This window comes from Chitinophaga dinghuensis, assembly GCF_003259435.1.
GTDB lineage: Bacteria > Bacteroidota > Bacteroidia > Chitinophagales > Chitinophagaceae > Chitinophaga > Chitinophaga dinghuensis.
The window spans coordinates 44372-63743 of the sequence record NZ_QLMA01000009.1; the positions used below are offsets into that span (position 1 = coordinate 44372).

Below are 19372 nucleotides of genomic sequence, written 5' to 3' on the forward strand. Positions count from 1 at the left end.
AATTAATAACATTCAAAATAAAACTCACTCACGAAGAAACTTCCCGGGTGTGAGTTTATAAATAAACCGAACCGATTATGAGTAACGAAGCAACATTGCACAGTCAACAGGAGGTTATGCACGGCGCGGGAGCACATGATCACCATGATCATGGGCACCATCATGAAAGTTTCATATCTAAGTATGTGTTCAGCATGGACCATAAAATGATTGCCAAACAATTCCTGATCACAGGTATTATTTGGGCTATCATTGGCGCCTTCTTCTCTGTACTGTTCCGTTTGCAACTCGGATATCCCGATGCTACTTTCCCTTGGCTGGAAAGCATCCTCGGCCACTGGGCGAAAGGTGGTCGTATTTCCCCTGAAGCATATTACGCTCTGGTTACCATGCACGGTACCATCCTCGTATTCTTCGTATTAACTGCCGGCTTGTCTGGTACCTTCTCCAACCTGCTTATTCCTCTGCAGGTAGGTGCCCGCGACATGGCGTCCCCTTTCATGAACTGCCTCTCCTACTGGTTCTTCTTCCTGGCGAGCCTGGTAATGATGGCCTCCCTGTTTGTTCAAACAGGTCCTGCTTCTGGTGGTTGGACAATGTACCCTCCACTGAGTGCACTGGGTGATGCTTCTATCGGTTCTAAAATAGGTGTGGACTTGTGGCTCACCTCCATGGCGCTGTTCGTTGTGTCTCAGCTGCTGGGTGGTCTGAACTACATCTCTACTATCCTCAACATGCGTGCTAAAGGTATGAGCATGACCAAAATGCCACTGACAATCTGGTCATTCTTCTTTACCGCTGTACTGGGCGTTCTGTCTTTCCCTGTTCTGCTGTCAGGCTTCATCCTGCTGCTCATGGATCGTCATGCTGGTACCAGCTTCTACCTGTCCGACATCTTCATCGCTGGTAAAGCACTGGCTAACGAAGGCGGTAGCGCAATCCTCTATCAACACTTATTCTGGTTCCTCGGTCACCCTGAGGTATATATCATTATCCTTCCTGCAATGGGTATGGTATCTGAAGTTCTCGCGGTTTCTTCCCGCAAACCAATCTTCGGTTACCTCGCGATGGTGGGCTCCCTGTTCGCTATCTGTATCCTGGCCTTCCTCGTATGGGCACACCATATGTTCGTGACTGGTCTGAACCCATTCCTTGGTGCGTTCTTCGTACTGTTAACACTCCTGATCGCGGTTCCTTCCGCCATCAAAGTGTTCAACTGGCTGACCACCATCTGGAAAGGTAATATCAACTTTACCCCTGCTTCCCTGTTCTCCATCGGTTTCGTGAGCACTTTCATCTCCGGTGGTCTGACTGGTATCTGGCTGGGTAACTCTTCTATCGATATTCACCTGCACGATACTTACTTCGTAATCGCTCACTTCCACATTGTAATGGGTGTGTCTGCATTCTTTGGTATGTTCGCCGGTATTTACCACTGGTTCCCTAAAATGTATGGCCGCTTCATGAACAATACCCTGGGTTATATCCACTTCTGGGTAACCCTGGTAGGTGCTTATTGCATCTTCTGGCCTATGCACTACGAAGGTATGGCGGGTATGCCTAGAAGATATTTCGACTACTCTACCTGGACTTCTTTCAACCAGTTCAGTGGTCTGAACCAATTCATCAGCTTCGTAGTAATCCTCGTATTCGCGGTGCAGCTGCTGTTTGTGTTCAACTTCTTCTACAGCATCTTCAAAGGTAGAAAAATGACTACCCAGAATCCATTTAAAGCCACTACCCTGGAATGGACCACTCCAATTCACGGTATTCACGGTAACTGGCCTGGCGAAATTCCAGAAGTTCACCGTTGGGCTTATGATTACAGTAAAGATGGTAGAGACTTTATTCCTCAGACTGAGCCTCTCGGTCCTAACGAATCAGGTCACTAACAATAATATTTCAGGTGCCGGCAGGTATTTGTTTGCCTGCCGGAACTTGTTTAACTGTGATGTTTGTAAATTTGTCCTGAGCTAATTTTCAGGATGTGGTTAGAAAAAAAATGTTGCAAGAAAACTCCATAAAGTTGTCGACATCGTATGCAGTAGCAAGCAAAGTGAAGGATTACTCTCAGTTAATGAAGTTTAATCTCACTTTCATGGTGGTATTCTCCTCTGTGGTGGCTTATCTGCTGGTGCCGGAGGTGGCGTTTAACATTGTAAAAGTTCTTTTATTATTTGCTGGTGGGTTACTGGTTTCCGGATCAGCTAATACCATCAACCAGATATGGGAAAAGGAAACGGACAAGCTAATGGCACGCACTGCCGTACGTCCGCTGCCAGCTGGTCGGATGACCAATGGCGAAGCGATCGCACTGGCTGTCATCACCGGAGTAAGCGGTATCCTCATTATGGGATTCTGCTTTAACTGGTTAAGTGCCGCATTAAGCCTCTTGTCGCTGGTGTTATACGGTTTCGTATACACTCCCTGGAAGAAATGGAATTCACTCGCCGTTTTAGTGGGTGCTGTTCCGGGCGCTATGCCCCTGCTGATTGGCTGGGCTGCAGGCGCCAATAATCTTGCAGAAGGCGGCTGGTCTCTGTTCGCGATCCAATTCCTTTGGCAATTTCCGCACTTCTGGGCTATCGCCTGGATTGCTTATAAAGACTATGCCAGGGCCGGTTTCAAATTATTACCTGCCAACGGTGAACCTAATAAATTCACCGCATTGCAGGCAGTGTTATATACGCTGTTAATTATTCCAGCAGGCGTAGCTCCTTATCTGCTGCACATTACAGGACGGATTTCGGCCATCGTTGCCATTTTAGCCGGATTATTCTTCTTATACAGGGCAGTTAATCTGTACCGTAAGAACGATATTCCAGCTGCAAGGAAACTGATGTTCGGCTCCTATATTTACCTGACAATCGTTCAGCTGTCACAGCTGCTGGATAAATATTAATCTGAAATAGGAGGAAGTGATGCAAACAATGAGCATACAACGTAAGAAAATACATCCGCACAAATATTCCCTTTGGATCGCCATGGGTAGCATTACCATGATGTTCATCGGTTTTACCAGTGCATACGTTGTGAAGAGGTCGCAGGCTAACTGGCTTGCTTTTGAATTACCACATATTTTCTGGCTCTCTACTGCCGTAATCTTACTCAGTAGTCTGACCATACACCTGGCTTTAAAGCAGTTTAAAGAAAGGAATATGCAACGCTACAAACAGCTGATAACCCTAACGGCTATCCTGGGTGTAGTATTTGCAGCTTGTCAATGGATCGGATTCACCCAAATGAAATCCGAAGGATTACCGCTCTCCGGACCGGTTTCCGCATCCTTTATTTATGTAATCGTAGGTGTGCATATCCTGCACGTGCTCGGTGGAGTTGTTGCCTTACTGGTAATGTTCTTCAGAGCTTACAGAACACGTGTTCGTACCTACAGCGCAGTGCCTATTGAAGTGGCCGCAACTTACTGGCATTTCGTAGACATCCTGTGGATTTACCTGTTAGTATTTTTAAGTATCGCGAGATAAACTTTGTAAAATTTTATAAAATAAACAATGGATACAGCAGTTACAGCGAAGAAAAAATGGTGGGCCGGAGGTTATTCTCCTTTTAATGTGAACTATGGCAAGTTGATGATGTGGTACTTCCTGATATCAGATGCGTTCACTTTCGGCGCATTGTTGATTTCATATGGTACCATCCGGTTTTCCAGCACATCCTGGCCTGATCCGAATGAAGTGTTCAAGTCTTTCCCTGGTGCGGGACATGCAAACCTCCCATTGATGTTTGTGAGCTTGATGACCTTCATCCTCATCATGAGTTCTGTAACAATGGTACTGGCCGTACACGCCGGTCACCACAGAGATAAAAAAGCAGTGGCTAAATGGATGATCTTCACCATTATTGGTGGTATCGCCTTCCTTAGCTGCCAGGCTTGGGAATGGACACACCTGTATCATGAAGGTGCATGGTGGGGTCGTAACCCTTTCACTAACGTTGATGGTACTGTTGCTACTACCAACTTTACTAACTTCTTCTTCACCATTACCGGTTTCCACGGTCTGCACGTAACATCCGGTGTGATCATCAATATCATCATCCTGATCAACGTACTGAAAGGTACCTACGAACAGAGAGGTCACTATGAAATGGTTGAAAAAGTAGGTCTGTACTGGCACTTTGTAGATCTGGTTTGGGTATTTGTATTCACCTGCTTCTACCTGCTTTAATAGCAGCGCCTTTACAAGGTTTATTGATTAACTGGAATCTGATTATAGAATTATTTTAATAGAAAATAGAAATGGAACATACACAGTCTGCTGAAGTGCTTGAACCTGTTCACCACGAGTCGTCTACCAAGGTTATCTGGCAAACGTTCTGGATTCTGCTGGCTATTACTGTTTTTGAAGTAGGTCTGGCATTTTTACACCTGGAATATGGCTTCATGCCAAGAATGTTCTTGAATGGTGTATTCATCATCCTGACTCTCTTCAAAGCGTTTTATATCGTTGCACGTTTCATGCACCTGGGTTCTGAAATCAGAAACCTGATAATGACCATCCTCATGCCACTGTTGCTGTTTGTTTGGTTCATTATCGCGTTCCTCTACGAAGGTCACTCCTGGAAAAATATGAGAAAAGATCTCGCTCCAGGTACTAAAGTAGAAGCACCTAAAGTGCCAAACGCAGAACACGAGCCTCATCACTAATTACTTTGACTTTAAAATTATAGGATCATCTCACGCAGGGCTTTATTAGGAGTAATGTTGGCGATTTTGGTGCCATTGGCAGGTTATCTGATTGTAGATCACTATGGTAAAGATGCCGTGCCCATCCCACGCTATTACAGTCCCGAAAGAGTCGACACTGTCGTGAATAACGGGAATGTCTCTTATGATACGGTTTACCATACCATAAGAGACTTCCAGATGACCAACCAACTTGGTGAAAAGGTCAGCCTGAAAAACATGGAAGGAAAGATCCTGGTTGTTGACTTCTTCTTCACTTCCTGCCCAAGCATCTGCCCTACCCTCACCAAGAACCTTAGAATGCTGCAAAGCGCATACACCAAAAATGATACGCTCCTGCAAATTCTTTCCTTCTCAGTTGATCCTGTAAGGGATTCCGTAGACAGACTGCGTAAATACGCATACGACTACAAAGTAAATCCCGATAACTGGTGGCTGCTGACCGGTGATAAAAAAGAAATTTACGACCTCGCCAGACACGAATTCTTCGTCTCTGTTACTGAAGGAGACGGCGGTCCGGATGATTTCGTACACACCGAGAAGATTGTGCTCATCGATAAAAACAGGCATATACGCGGATACTACAACGGCCTCGATTCCAATGATATCAAAAGATTGGCGACCGATGTATCTATCCTGAATCTGGCCAAAGAAAAGAAAAGACCTTCTTTCGCCAAATTCCTGAAAGGACTGTTCTCCGGAAAATAATATAACTCTTATATGTAAGGTGAATAGAGAAAGGTTGTTCACCTTTCTTTATTCACCTTTCACTTTGCGGAAATATCATGGATCTGAAAAATAAGAATTTGAATGTCCCGATAACAATTGTTTCTATTGTTATCCCCGTATTGGTAGCAATTCTGTTTTATATGCCTAAACCAGACCTTCACCCTGGTTTCGATATCAGAATTCTACCGCTGTTTCATGCGATTCTGAATTCAGCTACTGCAGTACTGCTGGTAGCGAGTCTCTACTTCATTAAAAACGGTCATCCAAAGGCCCATAAAACGGCTAATTTGATCGCTGTGGTACTGTCAGTGATCTTCTTGCTGTCTTATGTAACTTATCATGCCCTTGCGCCTGAAACGCGTTTTGGAGATATAAACCACGATGGTATCGTTGACGCAGCCGAGAAAGCTACCGTAGGTAGTATCCGATATGTGTACTATTTCCTGTTGCTGACACATATCGTGCTGGCAGCTATCATTGTACCATTCGTATTATTCACCTTATTACGTGCTTTCCAGCATAACTATGAAAAGCACAAGAAGATCGCCAGAATTACCTGGCCTATCTGGTTCTATGTGGCGGTGACCGGTGTGATCGTGTATATGATGATCTCTCCGTATTATCACTAACTTATCTACGGGTAAAATATTAATGAAGCAGGCCGCTATGGTCTGCTTTTTTTATAGGGAGACAGCCAGTACTCACCCCTAATTCTTTACTCAAATTTCCGCTGGATGTGTTAATTTTACAGGACCAAAAGAATGACAGATGAAGAAACTGTGTTATATAACTTTGATGGGATGGATGCTCACGTTTAGCAATCAACTGATGGCACAGTGTTCCCTGTGTACCAAAACGGCACAGCAACTCGGTGAAGGCCCCGCAAAAGGCCTCAACAACGGTATCCTGATGCTGGCACTTACTCCGCTTGTGATAATTGGATTTCTTGCCTTCCGCTGGTGGAAAAGCAACCAGGAAGCTTAAAATAAAAATTATACGGCAGGAGATTCTCCTGCCGTAACTGTTTTCTGATTGGTTTTGCCTGTATTAGGCTTCTTCCACTCTCAATTCAAAAGCAGGACAATCTACCCGCAGATCCGCAGGCTTCAATGTTGCTTTCATAATACTGCAATAATGACCTTTCTTTAAGGTATAGGCCTGGCAATTAAAACACATGTGCTGTGTGGTAGTCACCTCCTGCTGATTCAGCTGATAAATCAACTGCATCAGTTGCTCCAGTAATGCTCCCTGCTCTTTTACCGGTGTCAGCTCAACGCTGTCCTGTAACGGCTGTGCAAAGCGCTCTACTTTCTTCGCAATTGCTTTCCCTTCTTTCACCAGTTGTAAACTGTGACTACGCGTGTCAGTCAGGCTGGCCTTTCTAACAAGGTACTTCTTCTGCTCCAGTGATTTCACTGCATCACTGATAGTAGCTTTCGTCATGTTAAAATAAGAAGCCAGCGAAGTTACTGTTCGCTTTTCTTCAGGATAATGCAGCAAATAGGTAAGAACCTGAATCTGAATCGGACTCAAACCATACTGTGTGGCCTCTTGCCAGAGAAGCACTCTAAACGCTTCTGATAAACGCTCCAAAGCGGCTACGACTTTGCTCGATGTATTGTCGGCCTGTTGCTCGGGGCTGAATGTGGATACTTTCCCCATGATAAATTCGTGCTGTCCTTAATAGTTGACGGGGCAAGGTACAATATTAAAGCATGGGTGTAAATAGCATATTAGTGACATACCAATATTTGCAACAGCTTGATAAGTATTTTGTCTGCGCTATTTCGAAGGAGAAGATGGATATGCCCAAAGGGCCAGACTCAAAGTAACTGCCTTATACCAGGCTGCCCCAATACGCCCTACCAGCGCAGGTTCCAGCCTACTGATTGCAATGGCCTCTGTTCCAAATCGAATAACAGGATAACCCATAACTACCAGATAACGCAATAATTCCGGTTGTAAGGAATGCAATGCAACCACATTTTCATCTGCCTTCCGCTCCACTTCCTGCCAGTTTTGGCTCTCCGGACGACTACATAACTGTTGCAGCCAGGTACTAAAGTGTGAGTTGCGGAAAGCCGCTTCACTGCTAATATCAAAGTAAGAAGATAGATAACTGTCTGTCCGAATATAGTTATACCAACGCTGTAAAATCACCCCAAGGGATGATTTTAAGATGGGCGCCGCTATATGCAAGAGTTTTTCATCTTCCTGCGTAAACAGTAACATCCTCTTCAATAATACCAATTCCTGTAAACTAATCGCCGGAACAGCGGGTCTGCTCTGGTCCGAATGCAGGTCAGAATGGTCCATAATGGTCAAAATTTTGGGCTCTCGATTGCTTAGAAATTACAATATATGATAAGGCTTCCTAACGGGAAAAATTTTTACAACAGATTAACAAGAAAGTGAAGACATATTAAAATCATTTGAGATTCTGAGAAGAACATTATAGCTTTGATTCATACCTGATCAATCCATGAAGAACGGCTTCTACTCTCTGAATACATATCGTATGCCTGTTGTTCCGCCGGAATGGCTGCGTCCAACCACAGTCGCAAATAACACGCAATCGCCTAAATTATTCAAGCTTAGCCTGGTGGCTATTTTAGCAGCTACATTAGGAATGGCGCTCGCATGGGGATTAAATACATTGATTCCTATATTAGCCAATCTTCTATTCCTTGGACGTATTGCCACTAGCTTCCCAGACCTGGATAACAGCGGATTGGGCATATTCCTGATCGTGATCCCCATAGCAGGCGCTGCGATCTGGCTACTTACCCGTAAAAAAATCAATGCCTTCTCTCCCATTGGATTGTCTGCCACCGCCGCTACAGGGGCTCCGGTAGGAATGGATAACATCATATCTCTCGGAAATATCACTATTGTAAAATATCTGACAGACTTCTTCAAACTAACGGCTACTGAAGGCGAAATACTGGCAGTATCAGGACTGGCAGGCGCTTTCACCTGGTGCTTTGGCGCCCCTGTTGCTGCATTGGTACTCGCAATTGAATTGTTCCTGTCCGAACTCACTGCGGTGACGCTCATTCCTGTGATACTCGCTATTGGTGTGTCTACTGTTGCGCAGCTATTGCTGAAACCAATCAGTTATGGTTTTACCGTGTCTAACAGTAATGAATATACGTTAATATGGTTATGCGCTATTACTGGCGTTATCACTGGTTTGCTGGCTGCTTTATACCGCCGCGTATATCTTTGGCTGAATAACCGTTTCCGTCAAACGAACGATATGCGTATGTGGTGGTTTTTGATATGTGCAGCTATAGTAGGGATTGCTATTTATGTTTATCCGGAGACCGCCGGCCCAGGTAACAATTTCATTCTTCCCTTATTGCAAGGAACGGTTACCTTTCGGGTGATACTTGTGATGTGCTTTATCAGGTTACTGACAAGCATGGTATATAATGGCGGTTTAAATACAGGGGCTTCTATTACCAATACATTACTCATAGGCGCCGGATGGGGAATGTTGATAGGCTTCATCTTCCAGCTATGTTTTCCAAAGCTGCATGTGAGTCCTTCCCTGGCAGCATTGGCAGGTATGCTGGCTATGCTCACCGCCAATACCAGAGCCATTATTACGGCACTTGTATTAGCGCTTGAAATTAGCAGAGATATACGCGTAATACCTTTTATGATAGCCGCATGTTTTACAGCATACGCCATCACTTATTTATTATCAGCTAAAAAGGTAAAGCAGCTGGAAACTGCTACCAGAGAAGATTTCCAGCTGTAAAATATTTATTCTCCTCCAGCCACAAATTTCAGCCCTGCAATAGAAGCAATCAGTGTTACCAGGAAAAATATTCTCCAGAATACTGCTGGTTCTTTAAAGAAAATCATACCGGCAATGGCAGTTCCGGCAGCGCCGATGCCCGTCCATACGGCGTAAGAAGTGCCTATTGGCAGTCCGCCATTAATAGCTTTATTCAGAAAAAAGAAGCTGAGTGAAATACAGACAAAGAAACTCACAGAAGGCCAGAGCTTTGTAAAGTTTTCTGAGAACTTCAGGGATACAGTAAAACCGACCTCAAACAGTCCTCCAATGAACAGGAATAACCATGCCATAATAAACCAGATTTAATGAATTATCAATACAGAAATAATAAGAGAAGGGAATGGGCATGAAACGCCCGTCAGCCTGAGATTAGAGGCCGTAGTTGAATACCGCGTAAGCGATTAATATGCCGAATCGAATAGTTCGCATGGCGCAAAGGTAATCATTTTTTTGTACCTGGAGTATACCTATATCCTGCGTAATGCTTCTCTCCTGCTGAGTGCTGCCAGGGGATGGGCATCAGCAAATTTTATAACTGCTTGCGGATTTACTTTTGAATACTCCCGCAAAGCCCAGCCTATGGCCTTCTGAATGAAAAATTCCTTGGAGTCTATATGTGCCAGTATATACCGGAATAATAATTTCTCATCTGTATCTTTCTTCCATCCACTCTGATGGATAATAGCGCTTCGCTGCAACCACATATTCGAATCTTTTACCCATCCGTCAGTAATCGCTTTACGTTGTTCCGGAAATTTACGGAACCATGGACCTGCTAGCCCACTGACAATATTATCTACCGTATCCCACCATGATTTGTTCAGAATCATAAATTCAAAGAGTGCAATATGTTCTTCCTCGAATTGTCTGTGCATGGACTGCATTATATCCATGGCTACATATTGATATTCTCTTTCCGGTAATTCCCATATTGCATAAATGAATGCGGGCATTTCTGAGATATGCGGAACACCATGCTGTGCCTTAATTGCGCGCTGAATGTTTCTTCTGAGTGGGGCTTTAAGACCAAAATACTCAAACTGATCCCGCATGTATTTCTTCATACCGGCGGCTTCCTCTTTATTAGCGAAGTTCTTGAATGACTTCGTGATCAGTTTGATATATTCCATGACCTTAACTTTTAGTGCGTATATAACGGTAAAGGTTAAACGAAGATGTTTTTAATAACGATGATATCTCTTGATGCAATTCTCTTTTGCTGATATCTTTCATGCGTCTGTACTGAATCAACTGCCAGGCTTTCTCCGCCAGCAACAAGGCATGCCGTTGCTGATGTTGTTGCACTTGCTGGTGATGCGCGCTAATAGCAGTTGTCAGCTCTTCTACACCGGTAGATTGCGTAGCGACGGTTTTAATAACAGGTATTTCCCAATCATCATGCTGACGTATATGGGCGAGTATACGCAAATTGCGTACGAATTCATCTGCATTAGCACGATCAGATTTATTGACTACAAAGATGTCGGCAATTTCCATCAGACCTGCTTTCATTGTCTGAATTTCATCTCCGGCTTCCGGCACTACAACTACGATTGTCGTATCTGCGATTCCTGCGACTTCTACTTCACTCTGTCCTACGCCTACTGTTTCTACAAAAACATAATCGAAACCTGCGGCCTTGATAAGGTCTGTGACTTCAATGATTTTAGGACTGAGGCCTCCCAATGCGCCGCGACTAGCCATCGAACGAATGAATACATCCGGATTATTGAAATGCTGACTCATTCGGATTCTATCGCCCAGTAAGGCGCCGAAGTTAAATGGAGAAGACGGGTCCACTGCAATGATGGCTACCTTCTTCTGTAGTTGTAAGAGGTGTTGTATCAGGGCATTGACCAAGGTACTTTTACCTGCTCCCGGAGGGCCGGTAATTCCAATAACTTTGGTTTGGTTGCCGGCAGGTAAATTTTCCAGCAGTGATTCATAACCGGCGGCCTCATTTTCAACGAGTGAAATACATCTTGCCAGCGATTTTATATCGCCCTGTAATAGTCCGGATAAATACTGCTGATACATTTGAATAGTAACTGATTTGGCTACAAAAATAGCGACAATACTGATCTAATCAATCAGTAAACGATAAATGCTCAGATACTCCTTTGCCGCCTTTTCCCAGCAAAAGCTGTCGGCATGTTTGATGATTGCTTCCGGATTACCGTTGTTTCGGAAATTGTTTAATCCATTTTCGAAAACTGTCTGCATAGCTTTGGGATCGAAGGAGTCGAAGTAATAAGCAAACTTCCCTCCAATTTCCGGTAAGCTGGTATGTGTAGAAAGAAACACTGGTTTGCCGAAATGCATCGCTTCAATGACCGGTATGCCAAATCCTTCTGCAATAGAAGGAAAAGCAAAGGCAGTACAGTTCTTCAGGTACCAGTATTTATCTTCATCTTTAACGGGACCGAGAATTTTTACGCGGTCTGTTACGCCATATTGTTGCGCCTCCTGCCTGATTTTTTCTGCATATGCTTCATTAATATTGCCTGCAATAAGCAGTTCCATATCGTTGTTGGCTAACAGGCACGGGAGTACGTGAAAGTTCTTTTTAGGTAATACCGTTCCGATGGTGAAAATGAAAGGTCGGGCGGGTTTATAATTCGGCTGATCAAAGCCTGGAAATTCCGCCACATTACAGCCGTTATAGATCACCCGGATTGGTTTGCCATCTACATTCAGGTGTTTTTCCACATCCTGTTTTACATATTCAGAGATGGTAGTGATAAAGGCGCTGGAATCAATGGCCGCCTGTACACATTTCAACATCTTCTGACGTTTGGCGGGCGTTTTATTCTCGTAAAGAAAATTCAGGTCGTGAATAGTCAGGATACGAGTGGTCTTTTTATTGGCCGGCGCATATGCGGAGCTTTGGTAGGCGGTATGCCAGACATCATATGGTGCCCGATGTGGCATTATGACTTTATGCCACGACTTTTGCTCCAGGAATTTAGCGCCTGGACCGAAATCCGGCTTTTGTCCGGCAGGAACATAAAAAGTTAATTCTTCTGAAGGTGTAAGTTGTGCGAGCATGGCTTTCCCGAGCTGTAAACAGTAGGTGTACAGACCGGTGTTAGGATATTTCATTCTTTCGCAGTCAAAGACGTAGCGTGTCATTGTGTAATAGTTGTAGCGCTATTATGTTTTCTGATAATAAGTTTTACTCGCATTGGCAGTGGATTCCTCCTGACCTGGAGTACCTTGATGCCCGGTTTTTCCCTGCAAAGGTTCATTATTTCTCTGACCTTTAGCCAGGTTTTGCAGTTTCATCATGCTAATCATGAGGTGTACAGCCTTTTCATATAACTGGTTATGCGGTCCGCGTGTGTCCCTGAATCAATGGACGACATCCAATGAATATTGCCGATAGAATGGTTGGCATCTCCCAGTTTTACAATGATTAGTATATGAAAAGTTTTACAATATAATCAGTTATTAGGAGACAATTACATTTATTCCCTATTGTTATGTGAAATATGCCGGACCTGCGGCCAATATATTCTCTATATTTTATAACTTGTTGCTATGACGAACTTTATTCCAATATTTCCTTTAGGAGCTGTAGCTTATCCGGGTGAACAACTGAACCTTCATATTTTTGAACCCAGATTTAAACAGTTGGTGGCTGAATGTGTGGCCGAGGGGAAACTCTTTGGAATTCCTGCCGTGGTAGACAAGAATATCATGGAATATGGTACCCTGGTGAAAGTGGAAAAGGTGGAAAAGCTCTATGATAATGGGGAGATGGACGTAATTACGAGGGGAGACAGCGTGTTCCGGGTGCTGGAGTTAATCCATCAGATCCCCGAGAAATTATATTCCGGCGCTATTGTGAGCTACCCGGCGAATAATATGACCGCTAATAATAAGCTTTTGGACGAAGTAATTCATGGAATTAGGGAATTGCATTCTATTCTTCAGGTACATAAAGCTTTCAAAAAACCAGATAGTGAACTCACCTCTTACGACCTGGCACATCATGCAGGTCTTTCATTATCAGAGGAATACGAAATGTTACATTTATTCTATGAAGTCCAGCGACTGGAGTATCTGAAGCGGCATTTACATAAAGTAATTCCTATGATGGCCGAGATGGAACGCCTGAAAGAAAGGGTTAAACTTAATGGTCATTTCCGAAATTTATCTGCTGGCGACTTGTGATATTTTTTTTCAAGATGATGATCTGGCAAGGATTTGAGAAGATAAAATTGCCAACTTTAACGAGGTTTTAACAGGCAGTATTTTGGTTTTTTTTGCTTCACGCCTTAAAAATTAGATATTTGCAGACCCATAATTTTTCTGATAAACGGGTTTAAAAACAATTCTGTAACTCAATGCATCGGACAAAAGTCAGCATTCTTTGTTTCTTTGGAGCTCTCCTACTTGTAGCAAATAATGCATTAGCACAGGACAATTCACCATACTCCCGTTACGGACTGGGTGATCTGAATAACAACCAGAACATTGTCAACCGTGGCATGGGGGGCGTTTCACAAGCGTATAATGATCCGCAGTCTGTGAATTTCATCAACCCGGCCAGTTATTCCAATTTACTATTAACATCCTTTGATATCGGTATTGAAGGTGGCGCCCGTAGTATTCGCGACGGTAACAGCAGCTTCAGTTCTGGCTTTGGTACCCTCTCTTATCTGCAGTTGGGCGTTCCTATCAAAAAGAAGTGGGGTCTGAATATAGGTCTTCGTCCAGTGACGAGGGTTTCCTATAATATTCAGCAACCCTTTAACCAGAACTTCTTTGATACTTTGAATCTGCCATTGCAGAACAGATATGAAGGAAGTGGTGGTCTTTATCAGGTGTATGGCGGTACAGGTGTAGGTATCGGTGCATTTAGCATTGGGGTGAACATTGGTTACCTGTTTGGTAATCTCCAGAACACCACTACTATTGTTTATCCTAGTTCTACCATCTTCGCTTCCCGTCACATGAACAGAATCAGCTACAGCAGCTTTTTCTATAAGTTAGGTATTCAGTACAAAGCGAAGCTCAATAAAGATATGGACCTGACCTTTGGCGCTACCGGAAGTGCAAGCCAGAATATGAACGCCAAACAGGTAGCATTATCTGAAACAGCCATGTATGATGCTGCCAACAACGATTTCACCAATGTGGATACTGTAAAATATGTACAAGGTGAAAGAGGTAAGGTGGTTTATCCTGCTGAGTTTGGTGGAGGTCTTCTCCTTCGTAAACTGGATAAATGGCAGATTGGTGCGGATTTCACTACTACCAAATGGGGATCGGATTTTAAATCTTACGGCGTAAAGGACACTGCTGTTCAGAATTCCTGGAAAGCGTCTATTGGTGGCCAGTTTGTTCCAAATCTGACGGCGCTTAGCGGTTATTGGAATCGCGTGGCTTACCGTTTAGGTGCTTACTACGGTCGTGATTATATTTATTTAAATAATAATAGCATGCCAATTATGGGTTTCACCCTTGGCGCTGGTTTACCTGTTCGTCGTTTGGCTTACAGCAATCAGTATAGCATGCTGAACCTGGCCTTTGAAGTTGCCCACCGCGGTAATTCTCAGAGCATTATCCAGGAAAATGTATACCGTGTGTCTATTGGCTTTACGCTGAGCGACAGATGGTTTATCAAGCGTAAATACGATTAACAGTTTCCAAACTGTTATCCACATCATTAAATAGAAATGCAGTGTATGATTAGGGAGATAAAATCTTTTTATCTTCGCCTGGCATTCACTGCATTTCTTTTTTAGTATACCATGATAAGAAGGATTATTATTTTTTTCCTGATAGCCATTTATGCCAGCAGTTGTGAAAACGATATGCAGGCGGTTATGGCATTTGATTCCAAGAAGGCTGCCGTTGAAAATGGTTCCGATATCGTTGTCATCTTCAGCCAGAAAGGAAAGGTAAGTTCTAAGTTAACCGCTCCGGAAATGGAACGAAGCCTGGATAAACCCACCTATGTTGAGTTTAAAAAAGGCCTGAAAGTGCTTATGTACGATTCCACGCTTGCAGTAACCACTACCCTCACTGCCAAACACGGTAAATACCTGGAGGAAGAAGGGTTTGTGTATCTGTCTGACTCTGTGGTACTTATCACCAGTAAGGGGGAGCGATTGGATGGAAATGAATTGAATTATGACCCACATCGTCATCTCTTCTATTCTACCAAAGAAGTATTCATTAATACGCCTACATCTCAGCTTCACGGTTGGGGACTGGAAGCCAATGAAGATTTCTCTGTGAAAAAGATCCTGAAGGTGAGCGGTCCTATTACAATGGAAGACAGCACCGCTATGGCAGAAGATACCACGGTTCACGCTGTTCCTTCCGCTACGGTTACTCCGCAGCCATTGCCGCCTATCACGCCGGCTACGCCAGCAGTAACTCCTCCTGCACCAGGGCCCAACGGAGTGCAGAGCGCGCCGCCAGCTTCAGCACCTACGCTGCCATCTAATATGGAGCGACAAAAAATAAAACCGCTGAAAGATAGCTCCAACAAATAATTCGCCTACGGCATAAACGAAAGAATCCCACCTCTGCAGGTGGGATTCTTTCGCTTTAACCTATTTTTTAACCTAAAATTTGATTCAATAAACTTCAATAACTATGCCAGCATATCAAATTTTTAATATTTATTTGATATTTCTCATTTTAAAAAATTAATACTTATTCCTTCGTAATTTTTCAAATCTGACTGGATTTTATTATATTCGGTTTATTGCAGTCAATAATTAACGGAACTATGGATTTGATCAACTGGCAGGATTTTGAGAAAGTAGAAATGAGAGTAGGTACTATACTGGAAGCAAACGATTTTCCAGGAGCACGTAACCCAGCTTACCAATTAGTAATTGATTTCGGGCCCGAAATAGGTATCCGTAAATCTAGCGCCCAGATTACCGTTCTTTATGCTAAAGAAGAACTAATCGGTAAGCAGATCATCGCCGTTGTGAACTTCCCCCGTAAACAGATTGCCACCTTCATGTCTGAGTGCCTGGTATTAGGCGCTGTAGGCCCAAATAAATCTGTTACCCTCTTACAACCTGGCCTCCCCGTAGAAAACGGTCTTAGAGTTGGATAAAAATTTTAATACCAACTAATCAAGTAGTTAGAGTAAATTGATTCTGATGTTTATATAGATATAAACATTCGTAAATTCTTTTTTCCTATAATATTATATTTTTTATAATACGAATAGATATTTACCATATCCTGATGTTTACGAACTAAATTTTATCGTTCACGGATTTGGAAACTATTAGCAAATTCCTCGATATATCTTTGTTCTAGGTTTTTCATAGGATATGGTTAAAATTATTACAAGGGCGGTATTCTTACCACCCTTTTTTTATTCCCTCTCCCACCAAATCGGCTGTCGTCTGCACATAAATAATTGATTATTAATTAATTGTGTCAATATTTATCATATATAAATAATAATAAAGTGTTTTTCTGGGACATACGTTAACTGTCGTTTTTTTAACGTTCCCCGGTTAAAATGCATCGTTCACAAAAATCACTTGTACCCATATGGGAAAAACGGCCATCTTTGGTGTAGGTTTTTCAATAAAGATATGGTTAAAATTTTTCGGGGCTGTAGTCTTGCAGCCCCGTTTCTATTTTAGGAACTCTTGATTTTATTATATAAAAAGCCCGTCTCTACTCAGTAGAGACGGGCTTTTGCTTTTTAGCTATCGCTATAATTACTTATTGAACCCTGCCGGAAAAGGCTTATTCAACAGGTTGTTGTAAATGAAACGGTAGGACTCGCTATTGGAATGCACATTCTTAGGCGCTCCCCATCCATGACGCTCACCAGGATACAGCATGAATTCGAAATGCTTGTTCTGATTCTCCATTTCGTCAATCAACTGAATACAGTTCTGCATGTGTACGTTATCATCCATGGTACCATGGGTAATGCGGATTAACCCATGATATTTATTCACATAAGGCATTACCGCAGTTACTTTATAACCTTCCGGATTCTCCGCTGGAGTATCCATATATCGCTCAGTATAATGGCTGTCGTACAGATGCCAGTCGGTCACCGCGAAATTAGCCATACCATAGTTGAAGACATCCGCACCGTAGGTCATTGCCATGCAAGTCATGTAACCGCCGAAGCTACCGCCAGTCATACATACTTTCGCAGTATCTGCCCATTCCTGGGAACGCAGCCATTTGGTCGCATCCATGTAATCCTCGATTTCATAGATACCAAGTTTACGATGGATATAATTCATCCCGGTTTTACCCAGATGTCCGCTGCTGCGGTTATCAATAGCTACCTGAATAACGCCTTCCTGTGCCCACCACTGTTGAACCGGGGTATATTTCCAGGTATCGTACACCGTTCCGGCATTAGGACCGCCATATATACTGATGAGGATAGGATATTTTTTACCTGGCTGCATATGCAGCGGCATGGTGATGGTCATTGGTAATTCCAGACCGTCACGGGTTTTGTAATACTTCAGTGCTGTTCTGGCAACGTTGAATTTATCGAAATCTGGTCCTTTGCTATCGCCCAGCTCCCGGATAACCTTACCGTTATTGTCTACCAATGCCATTTTAGATGGGGTAGATAAGTTGCTGTAAGTGGTGATAAAATATTTACCACCTGGGGCCATGCTGATAGTATTATTATAGTTGCCGGAAGTAAGACGGGTTAATGCGCCTGTTTTCAGACTAACTTTATAGAGGTCAAATCGGGTAGAAGCTTCCTTACGGGCAGTGAAATAGATTACCTGGTTTTTCTCATCGATCTGGAGAACTTCCTTCACGGTCCAGTTGCCATTGGTCAGTTGTTTTTTCAATGAGCCATCCATGTTATGGAGATACAACTGTGACCAGCCAGTTTTGTCACTCTGTAACAGGAAGCCCTGGGCTCCGATAAATGGAACGTCGGTGAACCAGTTGATCCATGTCTTCTGTTTCTCATCATATACTTCTTTCTTCGCGCCAGATTCCGGATTGATGCTGTAAATTTTCAGGTTATCCTGACTACGGGGCATCCACTGAATCCAGAGATTTTTACTGTCGGCAGTCCAGAATGGCGTTCCAAAGTACTGATCATCATTTTCGTTGAAGTCGGCCCATACTGTCTTTCCACCTTCCACAGCCACCATGCCCAGTTTTACCGCCGGATTTGGATCTCCTGCTTTCGGATAACGGGTGTTTTCCAGATAGCCATGCTGTCCTTTTTCGCTGTAGATAGGGAATACAGGCACTTTGGTATCGTCGAAGTGCATGTAGGCAATATGCTTACTGTCTGGGCTCCACCAGAATGCGCGGTAGCGGGTAGGGCGACCAAGGATTTCCTCGTAATACACCCAGGATGCCCAGCCATTATAAATTACGTCTGTACCATCGTGGGTATAGCGGATTTCTTTTTTGGTGGCTATCTCTATACTATATAAATCATTGTTACGGGTAAATGCCACAAATTTCCCATCGGGAGATAGGGTGGGATTTTTTTCTTCTTCAGGTGAGCTGGTCAGCTGAATTTCTTTGCCATCATTGCCGGTGTAAAAGATGTCTTTATGGTGGATATCCACATGGGGACCGCCAACAGGCGCCGTGTAAACGGTGGCATTGCCAGTACGTACATCAATGCTATAGGCTTGCTTGTCGCGGATTTCTATGTAATGATCGGCATCTGCCCAGCCTCTTACGGCGGGTAGTGGAATAGTGATACCGGTAGTCTTTCCGTTGAAAGCCTGGTCAAAAGAGATGTCTTGCTTTTCCTGGGCTTTTAACTGTGGAACGGCGAGCCATAAAAGGGCTGCACCTGTAATACAGGTTGGTTTTAATCGAAATACAATTCTCATAATTAGTTAATATAACTTTTGCCGGTTAGATGCGTGTTGGCGCGGACGAAAATAAGCATTCAACCACATAAGCTGGATATAAAATTCCATGAGCGGAGGCCTGAAGCTGCCGCCAAAAGGAGAATTCCCGCCATTCATAGGCTTAAACCCTTCATGTGGAAAGTACTGCCAGAATTCGCAGTAGGCTGACTTACTTTTATCCCGGTTTTCATAGGATATGGTCAAAAAGTAAGGGGCTGTAGTCTTACAGCCCTTTCCTATTGCCCTAATCTTTGATTCCTTGTTCCTTCT

21 protein-coding genes are annotated in these 19372 nt (G+C 43.4%); 13 read left to right on the top strand and 8 right to left on the bottom strand.

All coding sequences use genetic code 11. The features are described from left to right. The first annotated feature begins 77 nt into the window (after positions 1–77). The 8 genes from CLV59_RS23705 (at position 78) to CLV59_RS23740 (ending at position 6418) form a co-directional block, all read left to right on the top strand. On the top strand, positions 78–1892 hold the full coding sequence (locus CLV59_RS23705; protein ID WP_111594585.1) for a cytochrome c oxidase subunit I: 1815 nt from the start codon (positions 78–80) through the stop codon (positions 1890–1892). 134 nt (positions 1893–2026) lie between these two features. After that, complete coding sequence (gene cyoE, locus CLV59_RS23710; protein ID WP_245950942.1) at positions 2027–2902, top strand: heme o synthase; 876 nt, start codon at positions 2027–2029, stop codon at positions 2900–2902. Between the two features lie 19 nt (positions 2903–2921). Further along, entirely contained in the window at positions 2922–3485 is a 564-nt protein-coding gene (locus CLV59_RS23715) for a cytochrome c oxidase subunit 3 (protein ID WP_111594587.1), read from the top strand. 27 nt (positions 3486–3512) lie between these two features. Next, a complete protein-coding gene (locus CLV59_RS23720) occupies positions 3513–4187 on the top strand; it encodes a cytochrome c oxidase subunit 3 (protein ID WP_111594588.1) in 675 nt (224 codons plus the stop codon). A 71-nt stretch (positions 4188–4258) separates the two neighbouring features. Next, on the top strand, positions 4259–4666 hold the full coding sequence (locus CLV59_RS23725) for a cytochrome C oxidase subunit IV family protein (protein WP_111594589.1): 408 nt from the start codon (positions 4259–4261) through the stop codon (positions 4664–4666). Positions 4667–4720: 54 nt separating this feature from the next. Next, entirely contained in the window at positions 4721–5413 is a 693-nt protein-coding gene (locus CLV59_RS23730; protein ID WP_111594590.1) for an SCO family protein, read from the top strand. Positions 5414–5574: 161 nt separating this feature from the next. After that, on the top strand, positions 5575–6063 hold the full coding sequence (locus tag CLV59_RS23735) for a DUF420 domain-containing protein (RefSeq protein ID WP_245950943.1): 489 nt from the start codon (positions 5575–5577) through the stop codon (positions 6061–6063). A gap of 139 nt (positions 6064–6202) precedes the next feature. Next, positions 6203–6418: a hypothetical protein gene (locus tag CLV59_RS23740; RefSeq protein WP_111594592.1), complete on the top strand. Its 216-nt coding sequence runs from the start codon at positions 6203–6205 to the stop codon at positions 6416–6418. Positions 6419–6481: 63 nt separating this feature from the next. On the opposite strand, the gene CLV59_RS23745 is transcribed toward CLV59_RS23740, so the two are convergent. Both CLV59_RS23745 and CLV59_RS23750 read right to left on the bottom strand, forming a co-directional pair. Continuing rightward, positions 6482–7096 carry a MarR family winged helix-turn-helix transcriptional regulator gene (locus CLV59_RS23745; protein ID WP_111594593.1) on the bottom strand — a complete coding sequence of 205 codons (615 nt, stop codon included), beginning with the start codon at positions 7094–7096 and terminating at the stop codon, positions 6482–6484. 120 nt (positions 7097–7216) lie between these two features. Then, positions 7217–7750 (bottom strand): protoglobin domain-containing protein, encoded by a 534-nt coding sequence (locus CLV59_RS23750; protein WP_111594594.1) that lies wholly within the window; start codon positions 7748–7750, stop codon positions 7217–7219. A 166-nt stretch (positions 7751–7916) separates the two neighbouring features. Between CLV59_RS23750 and CLV59_RS23755 the strand changes: the two genes are divergently transcribed. Beyond that, on the top strand, positions 7917–9200 hold the full coding sequence (locus tag CLV59_RS23755; RefSeq protein ID WP_111594595.1) for a chloride channel protein: 1284 nt from the start codon (positions 7917–7919) through the stop codon (positions 9198–9200). A gap of 5 nt (positions 9201–9205) precedes the next feature. On the opposite strand, the gene CLV59_RS23760 is transcribed toward CLV59_RS23755, so the two are convergent. From CLV59_RS23760 to CLV59_RS29365, 5 genes are all read right to left on the bottom strand, one after another. Then, complete coding sequence (locus CLV59_RS23760) at positions 9206–9532, bottom strand: DMT family transporter (protein ID WP_111594596.1); 327 nt, start codon at positions 9530–9532, stop codon at positions 9206–9208. A gap of 177 nt (positions 9533–9709) precedes the next feature. After that, the gene (locus CLV59_RS23765) at positions 9710–10372 is read right to left on the bottom strand and encodes a DNA alkylation repair protein (RefSeq protein WP_111594597.1); all 663 of its coding nucleotides are present in this window, start codon (positions 10370–10372) and stop codon (positions 9710–9712) included. Between the two features lie 4 nt (positions 10373–10376). Continuing rightward, entirely contained in the window at positions 10377–11279 is a 903-nt protein-coding gene (meaB, locus tag CLV59_RS23770) for a methylmalonyl Co-A mutase-associated GTPase MeaB (protein WP_111594598.1), read from the bottom strand. A gap of 45 nt (positions 11280–11324) precedes the next feature. Further along, entirely contained in the window at positions 11325–12374 is a 1050-nt protein-coding gene (locus CLV59_RS23775; RefSeq protein ID WP_111594599.1) for a glycosyltransferase family 4 protein, read from the bottom strand. 21 nt (positions 12375–12395) lie between these two features. Then, complete coding sequence (locus CLV59_RS29365) at positions 12396–12530, bottom strand: hypothetical protein (protein WP_262511914.1); 135 nt, start codon at positions 12528–12530, stop codon at positions 12396–12398. 252 nt (positions 12531–12782) lie between these two features. Between CLV59_RS29365 and CLV59_RS23780 the strand changes: the two genes are divergently transcribed. The 4 genes from CLV59_RS23780 (at position 12783) to CLV59_RS23795 (ending at position 16329) form a co-directional block, all read left to right on the top strand. After that, positions 12783–13418: an LON peptidase substrate-binding domain-containing protein gene (locus CLV59_RS23780; protein WP_111594600.1), complete on the top strand. Its 636-nt coding sequence runs from the start codon at positions 12783–12785 to the stop codon at positions 13416–13418. 173 nt (positions 13419–13591) lie between these two features. Beyond that, positions 13592–14890, top strand: a complete 1299-nt coding sequence (locus CLV59_RS23785; protein ID WP_111594601.1) for a hypothetical protein — start codon at positions 13592–13594, stop codon at positions 14888–14890. A 111-nt stretch (positions 14891–15001) separates the two neighbouring features. Next, a complete protein-coding gene (gene lptC / locus CLV59_RS23790; protein ID WP_111594602.1) occupies positions 15002–15751 on the top strand; it encodes an LPS export ABC transporter periplasmic protein LptC in 750 nt (249 codons plus the stop codon). A gap of 239 nt (positions 15752–15990) precedes the next feature. Next, positions 15991–16329 (top strand): tRNA-binding protein, encoded by a 339-nt coding sequence (locus tag CLV59_RS23795; RefSeq protein WP_111594603.1) that lies wholly within the window; start codon positions 15991–15993, stop codon positions 16327–16329. A gap of 622 nt (positions 16330–16951) precedes the next feature. Here the strand turns inward: CLV59_RS23795 and CLV59_RS23800 are convergent. After that, on the bottom strand, positions 16952–19081 hold the full coding sequence (locus tag CLV59_RS23800) for a S9 family peptidase (RefSeq protein WP_111594604.1): 2130 nt from the start codon (positions 19079–19081) through the stop codon (positions 16952–16954). Positions 19082–19372 lie beyond the last annotated feature (291 nt).